Below are 12409 nucleotides of genomic sequence, written 5' to 3'. Positions count from 1 at the left end.
GGTTCGGCATGACCGTTTCCGTGCTGTTCGTCTGTCTGGGCAACATCTGTCGCTCGCCGCTGGCCGAGGCCGCGTTTCGGCTGGAGGCCGAGCGGGCCGGGCTGGACGTCGTGGTGGATTCGGCGGGAACGGGCGGCTGGCATGCGGGCGATCCGCCCGATCGCCGGGCCCAGGCGACGGCGCGGCGGCATGGGGTGGAGATCGGGCACTACGCGGCCCGGCAGGTGACGGCGGTCGACTTCGAGCGCTTCGACCATGTGGTGGCGCTGGACCTGGACAATCTGCGGAACTTGAAGCGGCTCGCGCCGGCGGGAAGCCGGGCGCGGCTGAGCCTGCTGCTGGATCACGTCGAGGGGCGGGCCGGCGAGGCGGTGGCCGATCCCTATTATGGGGATGACGCCGGGTTCGAGATCACCTGGGCCGACGCGATGTTCGGGGCGCGGGGGTTGGCGGCGAAGATCGCGGGCTGACCCCCTCAGTCGCTCCGCGACAGCTCCCCCGGAGGGGGAGCATCTGACTTGCTAGATCCTCCCCCTCTGGGGGAGGTGGCCCGGAGGGCCGGAGGGGGCCCAGCCCCCCCCTACCGATCCCCCAGGTGCACGCGGATCAGGCTGCGCGCCGCGCGGGCGACGGAGCGGGCGGGGCCGTCGGCGCCGAGGGTGACGCGGGCGGTGTAGGAGCCCTCCATCAACAGCATCAGGGAGTCGGCCAGCTCGTCGTCATTGGCGCCGGCGCGGCGGCACAGGTCGATCAGTCGGCCGTGCAGCGAGCGCTTGTAGTTCACCGACACCTGCTGGGCCGGGTGGTTTTCCTCGTGCAGCTCGATGGCGGCGTTGGCCAGCGGGCAGCCGTGGATGTTGGTGTCGCAGGCCTTGGTCTCGAAGGCGTCGAAGATCGCCTCCAACTGGCCGCGCGGATCGCTGCAGCACATGGCCGTCACGCCGTCCCACCAGGCCCAGTATTCGCGTTCCTGCTCGCGCAGGACCTCGGCGACCAGCTCGTCCTTCGAGGGGAAGTTCCGGTACAGCGTCATCTTGGTGGCTTCGGCCTCGGCCGCGATGGCCTCGACGCCGACGGCCCGGATGCCGTGCTGGTAGAAGAGCTCGCGGGCCGTCTCGAAGATCCGGTCGCGGGCGGGCCTCTTGGACGCCGGCGGGCCGTCCGGCGCGCACGCCGTCCCGGCCTCCAGCTCCCCCGAGCCGACCTCCCCAGATTTTCTCGCAGCCATTTTCGCAGCACCTCGCCTTGACGTGAGAGTTACCGGTCAGTATCTCTCCGCCATGGAGAGTGATACCGAACGGTATCGTCACATCCTAGATCGTTATCCCTAGCCGCCAAGTCAAGCAACCGACCCTGCGACATTTCCCCCCTCTTAGCCCCTGAACGGAGCGCAAGCCATGCCGAACGCGAGCGACCTCACAGCCGCCCCCGAAGCCCCGGCCGCTCCCGTCATGGGTTGGCTGACCGCCGCCGCCGAACACGGCCGCACCCTGAAGCGCTGGATCGGCCGGACGGCCTCCCAGCCGAAGCCCAGCCGCCGGGCTCGCCGCCCGGCCTGGGAATAGCCGTTCAAGCGTCCCCCTCCCCGTCCGCCCACCTCCCCGGGCGTCTCTTTCGACAGGTTTCCCGATGCGCCACGCCATCAACACCTTCGCCGGCCTCGCCGCCATGGCGGTCCTGGCCGCCTGCAGCGCCAAGGCTCAGCCCGAGCAAGGCCCCGCCCCCGCCGTCCAGGTCACCGTCGCCGACGTGGCCTTCAAGTCGCTGCGCCAGTGGGACGACTTCACCGGCCGCTTGGAAGCGGTCGACACCGTCGACATCCGTCCCCGGGTCGGCGGCTATGTGAACACCGTCCGCTTCACCGAAGGCGCCTATGTCCGCAAGGGCCAGGTGCTGTTCGAGATCGACCCGCGCCCGTTCCAGGCCGACGCCGCCCGCGCCTCGGCCGAGGTGGCGCGCGCCAAGGCCGGGCTCGACCTGGCCGTCGTCAACCGCGAGCGCGGCCAGCGGCTGATCGACCAGAACGCCCTGGCCCGCAGCGAATTCGACCGGCTGTCGTCGGAAGAGAAAGCCGCCCAGGCCAATCTCGCCGCCGCCCAGGCCGCCTTGCAGACCGCTCGCCTGAACCTGGAATGGACCCGCGTGACCTCGCCGATCGACGGCCGGGTCTCCAAGGCCCTGATCACCCGCGGCAACCTGGTCACCCAGGCCGACATGCTGACCACGGTGGTCTCCGACACGCCGATCTACGCGGCCTTCAGCGCCGACGAGCAGACCTTCCTGAAGTACGCCGCCGCCGAGCGCGGCAAGGAAAGCCCGGTCTATATGGGCCTGATGACCGAGGACGGTTACCCGCACGTCGGCAAGCTGGCCTTCATCGACAACGCGCTGGACGCCAAGAGCGGCACGATCAGCGGCCGGGCGATCTTCGCCAACGCCGACGGCCGGTTCACGCCGGGCCTGTTCGCCCGCATCCGCCTGGTCAGCGCGGCGTCGCAGACGGTGGCCCTGGCCCCCGATCGCGCCATCGCGACGGATCTGGGCAAGCGCTACGTCATCGTGGTCGGGGCCGACAACAAGGCCCAGTACCGCCCGGTCGAGATCGGCCCGCTGGCCGGCAACCTGCGGGTCATTCGCCAGGGCCTCAAGCCCGGCGACCGGGTGATCGTCGGCGGTCTGCAGAAGGTCAAGCCCGGCGACGCCGTGGCGCCGGTGGCGGTGAAGACCGAAGCCGCCGATCTGGGCCAGCTGGAAGCTGGTCCGCGGAAGGTGGCCGCGGTCGCCACGGCCACGAGCCAGAACTGATCTCCCTCCCTTCCCCCTCGATGGGGGAAGGGCCGGGGATGGGGGTGACAGCAGCGCTGGCCGACAGACGCCGGCGCCCGTCATCTCCCTCAGCAGACACCCCCACCCCTGCCCCTCCCCCATCGAGGGGGAGGGGTTCTCCAAACACGCCCCCTCACGTCCCTCCTCCCCTCCGCCTCCTCGCCTTCAAAGGGCGCCCGCCATGAACTTCGCAAAATTCTTCGTCGGCAGGCCGCGGTTCGCCGCCGTCCTGTCCATCGTCATCTTCATCGCGGGGCTGGTGGCCCTGCCCAACCTGCCGATCAGCGAGTACCCCGAAGTGGTGCCGCCGACGGTCGTCGTGCGCGCGGCCTATCCCGGCGCAAACCCGTCGGTGATCGGCGAGACGGTCGCCGCGCCGCTGGAGCAGGCCATCAACGGCGTAGAGGGGATGATCTACCAGTCGTCCCAGTCGGCCTCGGACGGGGCCATGATCCTGACCGTGACCTTCGCGCTCGGCACCGACCTGGATAAGGCCCAGGTGCAGGTGCAGAACCGCGTCGCCCAGGCCCTGCCGAAACTGCCCCAGGAGGTGCAGCGCATCGGCGTGACCACCAACAAGGCCTCGCCCGACCTGACCCTGGTCGTGCACATGATCTCGCCCAACAACCGCTACGACATGCTGTATCTCAGCAACTACGCGCAGCTGAACGTGCGGGATCGCCTCAAGCGCATCGACGGCGTGGGCGACGTGCAGATCTTCGGGGCCGGCGCCTACTCCATGCGGGTGTGGCTGGATCCGGAGAAGGTCGCGGCCCTCGGCATGACCGCCGGCGACGTCGTGCGGGCCCTGCGCGAGCAGAACGTGCAGGTGGCCGCCGGCCAGCTGGGCGCGCCGCCCAACGCCGGCTCGGGCGCTGAATTCCAGCTGTCGATCAACGCCCCCGGGCGCCTGACCGACGAGGAGCAGTTCCGCGACGTGATCATCCGTTCCGGCGCCGACGGCCAGATCACCCGCCTCGGCGACGTGGCCCGGGTGGAGCTGGGGGCCAACAACTACGCCCTGCGCTCCCTGCTCGACAACAAGTCGGCCGTGGCCGTGCCGATCTTCCAGCGCCCCGGCTCCAACGCCCTGCAGATGGCCGCCGACGTCAAGAAGACCATGCAGGAGCTGAAGAAGGATTTCCCCGAAGGCGTCGACTACGAGATCATCTACGACACCACCGCCTTCGTGCAGGAAAGCATCGACTCGGTGGTCCACACCCTGATCGAGGCCATCATCCTGGTGGTCATCGTGGTGGTGGTGTTCCTGCAGGGCTGGCGGGCCTCGGTGATCCCGCTGCTGGCCGTGCCGGTGTCGCTGATCGGCACCTTCGCCATCATGCTGCTGCTGGGCTTTGGCCTCAACGCGCTGACCCTGTTCGGCCTGGTGCTGGCGATCGGCATCGTCGTCGACGACGCCATCGTCGTGGTCGAGAACGTCGAGCGGCACATCACCAACGGGCTCTCGCCGCCCGAGGCCACCCGCAAGGCGATGAGCGAGGTCACCGGCCCGATCATCGCCGTGGCGCTCGTCCTCTGCGCGGTGTTCATCCCCACGGCCTTCATCACCGGCCTGTCGGGCCAGTTCTACCGCCAGTTCGCCCTGACCATCGCCATCTCGACGATCATCTCGGCGATCAACTCGCTGACCCTGTCGCCGGCCCTGGCCGCCGTGCTGCTGAAGTCGCACGACGCGCCCAAGGACCGCTTCCAGAAGCTGATCGACCGGGCCCTGGGCTGGCTGTTCACGCCGTTCAACAAGGTCTTCCACCGCGCCTCGAACGGCTATGTCCGCGGCGTGAAGGCGACCCTGGGCCGCTCGACCGCCTCGCTGTTCGTCTATGGCGGCCTCCTGCTGCTGACCGGCCTGGCCTTCGCCCGCACCCCGTCCGGCTTCGTGCCGCAGCAGGACAAGGCCTATGTGGTCGCCGTCGTGCAGCTGCCCGACGCCGCCTCGCTGGACCGCACCGAGGCGGTGATCAAGCAGATGGGCGACATCGCCATGAAGACCCCGGGCATCGAGCACTCGGTGGCCTTCCCCGGCCTGTCGGCCAACGGCTTCATCAACAGCCCCAACGCCGGCGCGGTGTTCTTCCCGCTCAGCGACTTCAAGGACCGTCGCGGCAAGGAGCTCTCGGCCGGCGCCATCGTGGGCCAGTTGAACCAGAAGTTCGCCGCCATCCCCGACGCCCAGATCGCGGTCTTCCCGCCGCCGTCCGTGCAGGGGCTGGGCACCATCGGCGGCTTCCGCATGCAGATCGTCGACAAGGCGGGCCTGGGTTCTGACGAGCTCTACAAGGCCACCCAGAACATCATCGCCAAGGCGCAGAAGGATCCGGCCCTGGCCGGCGTCTTCTCCAGCTACCAGGTCAGCGTCCCGAAGATCCAGGCCGACATCGACCGTGAGAAGGCGCGAGCCCAAGGCGTGTCGCTGACCGACCTCTTCGAGACCCTGCAGGTCTATCTGGGCTCGCTGTACGTCAACGACTTCAACCGCTTCGGCCGCACCTACGAGGTCAACGTGCAGGCCGACCAGAACTTCCGCCTGCAGCCCGAGCAGATGCTGCGCCTGCAGACCCGCAACGGCGCGGGCCAGATGATCCCGCTGGGTTCGTTCATCAGCTTCAAGGAGGCCACCGGTCCCGACCGCGAGATGCACTACAACGGCATGCTGACCGCCGAGATCAACGGCGGCCCCGCGCCGGGCTTCTCGACCGGCCAGGCCCAGAAGGCCCTCGAGGAACTGGCCAAGCAGGAACTCCCTGCCGGCATGGGCTTCGAGTGGACCGAGCTGACCTACCAGCAGATCCTGGCCGGCAACACGGCGATCTACATCTTCCCGCTGTGCGTGCTGCTGGCCTTCCTGGTGCTGGTCGCGCAGTACGAAAGCTGGAGCCTGCCGCTGGTGGTGATCCTGATCGTTCCGATGACCCTGCTGTCGGCCCTGGCCGGCGTGCTGGTCACCGGCGGCGACAACAACATCTTCACCCAGATCGGCCTGATCGTGCTGGTGGGGCTGGCGTGCAAGAACGCCATCCTGATCGTCGAGTTCGCCCGCGAACGCGAGATCGAGGGCGACACGCCGCTGAAAGCTGTGCTCGAAGCCTGCCGCCTGCGCCTGCGTCCCATCCTGATGACCTCGATCGCCTTCATCATGGGCGTCTGGCCGCTGGTGGTGTCGCACGGGGCCGGGGCCGAGATGCGCCGGGCCATGGGCGTGGCGGTGTTCTCCGGCATGCTGGGCGTCACCGTCTTCGGCCTGATCCTGACGCCGGTCTTCTACTACGTCATCCGCCGCCTCAGCGGCTCGCGCTCGCTGGTGAAGAGCCAGCCCGTCGCAACCACCGAAGCGGAAGCCCACGGATGACCCAACGCCTCTTCCCCTCCCCCTCGATGGGGGAGGGGCCAGGGGTGGGGGTGACTACAGCGGCGGACGTCACGCCGGCCTCTCCCCATCCTGAACCTCTGTCACCCCCATCCCCGACCCTTCCCCCATCAAAGGGGGAAGGGAGACCTTCGAGGTTTCCCATGACCTTCCTGAAAGCCTCGCTGATCGCCGGCGCCTCGCTGCTGGCCACGGCCTGCGCCGTCGGCCCGACCTACAAGGCCCCCGTCGTCGCCCCCATCGCCCTGCAGAACGCCGCGCCCGCCGTCGCCTCCACCGCCGCCCCCGAGGCCCAGTGGTGGAAGGCGTTCGGCGACCCGACGCTCGACGCGCTGGTGACCCAGGCCCTCTCCACCAATCTCGACCTCGAGATCGCCGTGGCCCGGGTGAACGAGGCCCGCGCCCTCTTCAAGGACGCCCGCCTCGACGCCGCCCCGCGCGTCACCGCCAGCGGGACCTACGCCGCCGCCGACCAGCAGCAGCCGACCTCCAACGGCCAGCGCGTCTATGGCGACACCTACCAAGCCGGCTTCGACGCCGCCTGGGAGCTCGATCTCTTCGGCCGCGTGCGCCGAGGCGTGCAGGCCGCCAGCGCCGAGGCCGGCGCGGCCCAGGCCGACCTGCGCGACGCCCAGGTCACCGTCGCCGCCGAGGTCGCCCGCAACTACCTCGAACTGCGCGGCGCCCAGGCCCGGCTGGCGGTCGCCCGCCGCAACCTGGAAACCCAGCGCGAAACCCTGCGCCTGACCCGCGTGCGCTTCGAGGCCGGGGCCGGCTCGCCCATCGACGTCGCCAGCGCCGAGGCCCGTCTCAAGGCCACCGAAAGCGCCATCCCCGAACTGGTCACCGCCGAGACCCGGGCCAACTATCGCCTGGCCGTCCTGACCGGCCAGCGGCCCGGCGCCCTCGACGTCCAACTGAAGCCCCGCGCCCAGGACCCGGCCCCGCTGGTCACGGCCCTGCCGATAGGCGATGCGGCGACCTTCCTGCGCCGCCGGCCCGACGTGCAGGCGGCCGAGCGGCGGCTGGCGGCCCAGACCGCCAAGGTCGGGGTGGCCACGGCCGACCTCTTCCCGCGCGTCCGCGTCACCGGCTTCGTCGGCTTCCTCACCGGCACGGCCTCCGGCTTCGGCAACAGCGCCAGCCAGGCCTGGTCGGTGGCCCCCAGCGTCAGCTGGCCGGCCCTCGACCTCGGCGGCGCCCATGCGCGGCTGAAGGCGGCGGAAGCGCGCAACGACGCGGCCCTGGCGGCCTATGACAAGGCCGTGCTGACCGCGATCGAGGACCTGGAAACGGCGCTCGTCTCCTACCGCCAGCGCCAGGCGCGTCTCGCCAGCCTCGCCGACCAGGCCGCCGCCTCGCGCCGCGCCGCCGAGCTGGCGCGGATCCAGTACAAGGAAGGCGGCATCGACTTCCTCGTACTGCTCGACGCCGAACGGACCCTGCTGACCGCCGAGGACGCCCTGACCGTGGCCGAGACCGGCGTGAACACGGATGTGGTGGCGATCTACAAGGCGCTGGGCGGGGGGTGGTCGTAACAGACTACCCTCTCCCAGAGGGAGAGGGAGGGGCCCATGCGCAGCATGGGAGGGTGAGGGGTTACACCGCTGGCGGTCCCCTCCCCCAAACCCAGCGTGGTCGTTCAAGCTTAAGCCCGGCCGACGCCTTACCCCCTCACCCTCCCACGCCTGCGGCGCGGGCCCCTCCCTCTCCCCATGGGAGAGGGGCTATATGGCGACACCCTCTCTTGGAGCCCCCCGCATGGCCGCCGCCGACGCCCACCAGTACCAGCCCCGCGACGGCCACGGCCTGGCCCACGATCCGTTCAATTCCATCGTCGGCCCGCGCCCGATCGGTTGGATCTCGACGGTGGACACGGAAGGCCGGCGCAACCTCGCGCCCTACAGCTTCTTCAACGCCTTCAACTACACCCCGCCGATCGTCGGCTTCGCCAGCACCGGCTGGAAGGACACCGTCGCCAACATCCAGGCCACCGGCGTGTTCTGCTGGAACCTGGCCACCCGCGACCTGGCGACCGCGATGAACATCACCTCCGCCCCCGCCGCCCCCGGCCAGGACGAGTTCGAGCTGGCCGGCCTGACGCCAGTCGCGGGCAGCCTGATCGCCGCCCCGCGCGTGCTGGAAAGCCCGGTGAACTTCGAGTGCCGCCTGACCCAGTCGTTCAAGCTGACCAAGGCGAACGGCGACGAGGTCGAGACCTGGATGACCTTCGGCGAGGTCGTCGCCGTCCACATCGACCGCCGCCTGATCCGTCCCGACAACGTCTATGACGCCCCCGCCGGCGAGCCGATCCTGCGCTGGGGCGGCTGCGGCGACTACGTCGCCGTCGAGCCCTCGGCGCTGTTCGAGATGATCCGCCCGACCAAGGCGTGACTCTAAACCACCTCTCCCAGAGGGAGAGGAGTTCGCGGGACTGCCAAAAACGAAAAACCCTCCCGAACCGGCCGGCTCGGGAGGGCTTTCAGGTTCGCTCGAACCGAGCCGCCGTCAGACGTCGACTTCGGCGTCCAGGGCGTTTTCCTGGATGAACTCGCGGCGCGGTTCGACCAGGTCGCCCATCAGGCGGCTGAACATGTCGTCGGCGTCGTCGGCGTGGTTGACCTTGACCTGCAGCAGGGTGCGGGCGTCGACGTCGAGGGTGGTTTCCCACAGCTGGTCGGGGTTCATCTCGCCCAGGCCCTTGTAGCGCTGGATGGTCAGGCCCTTGCGGCCGGCGTCGAGCACCGCCTGCACCAGGTCGAGCGGACCGCGGATCGTGGTCGACTTGTCCTTGCGGCGGAAGGTGGCGACGCCCGAGAACACCTCGGCCAGCTTGACCGCGCGTTCGGCCAGGCGGCGGGCGTCGGCGGCGTGCAGCAGCACGTCGTCGAGCACGATGCGCTCCGACACGCCGCGGCGCACGCGGCTGAAGACGAAGCCGGTGTCGCCGCGTTCGCCCGACCAGGGGCCATCGCCCTCCTCGTTGTAGAGGTTCAGGCGCGTGGCGGCGGCGTTGGCGTCCGGGGTCTCGCCCAGCAGGCCGGCCAGGGCCGCTTGCTCGATGGCCGAGGCCGGGGCGCGGGTCGCCAGGCGATCGACATTGGCCTTGGCCGAGCGGGCCAGCTGCACCAGGGCCAGCAGGTCCTGGCCGATCAGGCGCTCGCCCGAGACCAGGTCCAGCTCGGCCCCATCGACGCCCTCGTCCACCAGGAAGGCGTCCATTTCGGCGTCGTCCTTGAGGTAGCGCGAGGACTTGCCCTTGGCGGCCTTATAGAGCGGCGGCTGGGCGATGTAGATGTAGCCGCGCTCGATCAGCTGCGGCATCTGCCGGTAGAAGAAGGTCAGCAGAAGCGTACGGATGTGAGCGCCGTCGACGTCGGCGTCGGTCATCAGCACGATCTTGTGGTAGCGCACCTTGTCCGGGTTGAAGTCGTCGCGGCCGATGCCGGCGCCCAGCGCCGTGATCAGCGTGCCGATCTGGTCGGACGACAGCATCTTGTCGAAGCGCGCGCGCTCGACGTTCAGGATCTTGCCGCGCAGCGGCAGGACGGCCTGGTTGTCGCGGTTGCGGGCCTGCTTGGCAGAGCCGCCGGCCGAGTCGCCCTCGACGATGAAGATTTCGGACTTGGCCGGGTCGCGCTCGGAGCAGTCGGCCAGCTTGCCGGGCAAGCTGGTGATGTCGAGCGCGCTCTTGCGGCGGGTCAGTTCACGCGCCTTGCGGGCGGCTTCACGGGCCGCGGCGGCCTCGGCGATCTTGGAGACGATCGCTTTCGCCTCGTTCGGGTGCTCCTCGAACCAGGTCGAGAGCCCCTCGGCGACCATGCTTTCCACGGCCGGGCGCACTTCCGACGAGACCAGCTTGTCCTTGGTCTGCGAGCTGAACTTCGGGTCGGGAACCTTGACCGACAGCACGCAGGTCAGGCCCTCGCGGCTGTCTTCGCCGCCCAGGTTGACCTTCTCCTTCTTCAGGATGCCGGAGCTTTCGGCGTAGTTCGAAATCACCCGGGTCAGGGCGCCGCGGAAGGCCGAAAGGTGCGTGCCGCCATCCCGCTGGGGGATGTTGTTGGTGAAGCACAGCATGTGCTCGTGGTAGCTGTCGTTCCACCACATGGCCAGGTCGACCTCGACCTTGTCCTTGCGGCCCTTGACCGTGATCGGGGCCTTGAGCAGCGGGGTCTTGGCCTTGTCGAGGTGGCGCACGAAGGCCTCGATGCCGCCCTCGTAGAACAGCTTCTCGACCCAGGGCTCGGCGTCGCGGTTGTCCTTGAACCAGATGGTGACGCCCGAGTTCAGGAACGCCAGCTCGCGCAGGCGGTGCTCCAGGGTCTTCCGGTCGAAATCGATGAAGGCGAAGGTGTCCTTCGAGGGGAAGAAGGTCACCTCGGTGCCGGTCAGCACCTCGCCGGCCTTGGGGCCGTCGTCGCGCACCGGCGAGACGCCGGTTTCCTTCAGCGAGGTCACCGCGTCGCCGCGCTCGAAGCGCATCTGGTGGACCTTGCCGTTGCGGTGGATCAGCAGTTCCAGCCAGTCCGACAGCGCGTTGACGACCGAGACGCCCACGCCGTGCAGGCCGCCCGAAACCTTGTAGCTGTTCTGGTCGAACTTACCGCCGGCGTGCAGCTGGGTCATGATGACCTCGGCCGCCGAGACGCCTTCGCCCTCGTGGATGTCGGTGGGGATGCCGCGCCCGTCGTCGGTGACCGTCACCGAGCCGTCGGCGTTGAGGATCACCTGGACCTTGGTGGCGTGACCGGCCAGGGCCTCGTCGATGGCGTTGTCGACCACCTCGTAGACCATGTGGTGCAGGCCCGAGCCGTCGTCGGTGTCGCCGATGTACATGCCGGGGCGCTTGCGCACCGCGTCCAGGCCCTTGAGGACCTTGATCGAGTCCGCGCCATATTCGCCGGCGACGGCTTCTTCGGGAACTTCGGGGACTTGGCCTTCGGTATTCTCGGTCATTCGTCTTCCAGAGCCGTAGACTCAATGGGGGTCAGACCGGCCTCGCTGACGCGAACGCCCAGAGCCCGACCCTTGAGATGGTCGAACAGCGACTCGTCCGTGCCGGTAAGGAAGGCCTGGAGCTTGAGCGCCGTGAGTTCGTCGGCCAGAGCGGCTCGCCGGGTGAGGTCGAGATGCGCGGCGACTTCGTCGAGCAACACTATAGGATTCGGCGCGGATTCCGCACGCGAAAGTCTCGCCGCCTGGGCCAAAACCAGGTTCAAAATCAGCGCTTTTTGCTCCCCGGTCGAGCATTCCGAGGCCGGACGGTCCTTGTCGACGTGGAACACCGCCAGATCGCCCCGGTGCGGGCCGGTCAGCGCCCTCCCCGCGGCCCCGTCGCGGGGCCTCGCGGCGGCCAGGGCCTGGGCCAGCTGCAGCTCGATCTCGGCCGCGTCGGCGCCGTCCAGGGCCATCTGCTCCCAGGCCCCGGTGAGGGCCAGACGGGCCTGCGGGAAAGGTCGATCGCCCCGGCTGTCGATCTCGGCCTGCAGCGCGGTCAGGGTCCGCGCCCGGGCCTGGACCATCAGCGCCCCGGCCCCGGCCAGCCGCGCCTCCAGCACCGTCAGCCAGGCCGGATCGGCCGCCGCCCCGCCGTCGGCGGCGTCGGTCAGCAGGCGCATGCGCTCGCGCTGGGCCTTGTCGTAGGCGTTGGCGTGGCTGGCGTGGGCCGGCTCGGCGGCGAACACCAGCCGGTCGAAGAACTTGCGGCGGTCGGAAGCCGCCTCCAGGAACAGGCGGTCCTGGGCGGGCGTCAGCCACATGGGCCGCACATGGTCGGCCAGCCGCCCCGGCGGCACGGTCTCGCCCTCGATGCGGACGATGCGGCGCGAGGCCCCGGCCAGTTCCGTACCGGTGCCGACCTTCAGGATCTCGCCGTCGGCCTCCTCGATCTCGGCCGCCACGGCCCAGGCCCGGCCCACGGCCTCGCCCGGCTGCCGGCGCCCGACCTCGGCCAGGCTCGACCCGCGCAAACCCTTGCCGGGCGACAGCAGGCTGACGGCTTCCAGCAGGTTGGTCTTGCCCGCGCCATTGGGCCCGAACAGGTAGACGCTGCGCCCGCCGGTCGAAAGATCGGCGCGCTCGTAGGATCGGAAGTCGGTGAGCCGCAGGCGGGCGATGGTGGCGGACGCCATGGGCGTCTCTTAAGGCAGGTCGGTCCCAACTGAAACCTCTCCCATGGGGAGAGGGAGGGACCCG

The 12409-nt window shown here is 69.6% G+C and carries 9 protein-coding genes; 6 read left to right on the top strand and 3 right to left on the bottom strand.

The features are described from left to right. Positions 1–8: 8 nt before the first annotated feature. The gene (locus AC07NS_RS08935; protein ID WP_494602771.1) at positions 9–470 is read left to right on the top strand and encodes a low molecular weight protein-tyrosine-phosphatase; all 462 of its coding nucleotides are present in this window, start codon (positions 9–11) and stop codon (positions 468–470) included. A gap of 110 nt (positions 471–580) precedes the next feature. Here the strand turns inward: AC07NS_RS08935 and AC07NS_RS08930 are convergent, their stop codons facing one another. Continuing rightward, on the bottom strand, positions 581–1228 hold the full coding sequence (locus AC07NS_RS08930; protein ID WP_494602770.1) for a TetR/AcrR family transcriptional regulator: 648 nt from the start codon (positions 1226–1228) through the stop codon (positions 581–583). A gap of 169 nt (positions 1229–1397) precedes the next feature. On the opposite strand from AC07NS_RS08930, the gene AC07NS_RS08925 reads away from it, so the two are divergent. The 5 genes from AC07NS_RS08925 (at position 1398) to AC07NS_RS08905 (ending at position 8605) form a co-directional block, all read left to right on the top strand. Then, positions 1398–1565: a hypothetical protein gene (locus AC07NS_RS08925; protein WP_494602769.1), complete on the top strand. Its 168-nt coding sequence runs from the start codon at positions 1398–1400 to the stop codon at positions 1563–1565. A gap of 64 nt (positions 1566–1629) precedes the next feature. Further along, the gene (locus AC07NS_RS08920; RefSeq protein WP_494602768.1) at positions 1630–2805 is read left to right on the top strand and encodes an efflux RND transporter periplasmic adaptor subunit; all 1176 of its coding nucleotides are present in this window, start codon (positions 1630–1632) and stop codon (positions 2803–2805) included. Between the two features lie 202 nt (positions 2806–3007). Further along, on the top strand, positions 3008–6193 hold the full coding sequence (locus AC07NS_RS08915) for an efflux RND transporter permease subunit (RefSeq protein WP_494602767.1): 3186 nt from the start codon (positions 3008–3010) through the stop codon (positions 6191–6193). Between the two features lie 161 nt (positions 6194–6354). Further along, complete coding sequence (locus tag AC07NS_RS08910; RefSeq protein ID WP_494602766.1) at positions 6355–7749, top strand: efflux transporter outer membrane subunit; 1395 nt, start codon at positions 6355–6357, stop codon at positions 7747–7749. Between the two features lie 223 nt (positions 7750–7972). After that, the gene (locus AC07NS_RS08905; protein WP_494602765.1) at positions 7973–8605 is read left to right on the top strand and encodes a flavin reductase family protein; all 633 of its coding nucleotides are present in this window, start codon (positions 7973–7975) and stop codon (positions 8603–8605) included. A gap of 114 nt (positions 8606–8719) precedes the next feature. On the opposite strand, the gene gyrB is transcribed toward AC07NS_RS08905, so the two are convergent. Together gyrB and recF are read right to left on the bottom strand one after the other, a co-directional pair. Then, positions 8720–11170, bottom strand: coding sequence for a DNA topoisomerase (ATP-hydrolyzing) subunit B (gyrB, locus tag AC07NS_RS08900; protein WP_494602764.1), 2451 nt, complete (start codon positions 11168–11170; stop codon positions 8720–8722). Further along, positions 11167–12345, bottom strand: coding sequence for a DNA replication/repair protein RecF (gene recF / locus AC07NS_RS08895; RefSeq protein WP_494602763.1), 1179 nt, complete (start codon positions 12343–12345; stop codon positions 11167–11169). The genes gyrB and recF overlap by 4 nt, the downstream gene beginning before the upstream one ends. Positions 12346–12409: the final 64 nt, after the last annotated feature.

Source organism: Caulobacter sp. GW821-FHT10A10 (assembly GCF_059415745.1).
The sequence above is the reverse complement of the archived record's forward strand: the minus strand, read 5'-3'. Positions and strand labels throughout refer to the sequence as shown.

Bases quoted from the DNA above. Each gene is read 5' to 3' on its own strand.
- AC07NS_RS08935 (WP_494602771.1), top strand. From the start codon at position 9: ATGACCGTTTCCGTGCTGTTCGTCTGTCTGGGCAACATCTGTCGCTCG.
- AC07NS_RS08930 (WP_494602770.1), bottom strand. From the start codon at position 1,228: ATGGCTGCGAGAAAATCTGGGGAGGTCGGCTCGGGGGAGCTGGAGGCC.
- AC07NS_RS08925 (WP_494602769.1), top strand. From the start codon at position 1,398: ATGCCGAACGCGAGCGACCTCACAGCCGCCCCCGAAGCCCCGGCCGCT.
- AC07NS_RS08920 (WP_494602768.1), top strand. From the start codon at position 1,630: ATGCGCCACGCCATCAACACCTTCGCCGGCCTCGCCGCCATGGCGGTC.
- AC07NS_RS08915 (WP_494602767.1), top strand. From the start codon at position 3,008: ATGAACTTCGCAAAATTCTTCGTCGGCAGGCCGCGGTTCGCCGCCGTC.
- AC07NS_RS08910 (WP_494602766.1), top strand. From the start codon at position 6,355: ATGACCTTCCTGAAAGCCTCGCTGATCGCCGGCGCCTCGCTGCTGGCC.
- AC07NS_RS08905 (WP_494602765.1), top strand. From the start codon at position 7,973: ATGGCCGCCGCCGACGCCCACCAGTACCAGCCCCGCGACGGCCACGGC.
- gyrB (WP_494602764.1), bottom strand. From the start codon at position 11,170: ATGACCGAGAATACCGAAGGCCAAGTCCCCGAAGTTCCCGAAGAAGCC.
- recF (WP_494602763.1), bottom strand. From the start codon at position 12,345: ATGGCGTCCGCCACCATCGCCCGCCTGCGGCTCACCGACTTCCGATCC.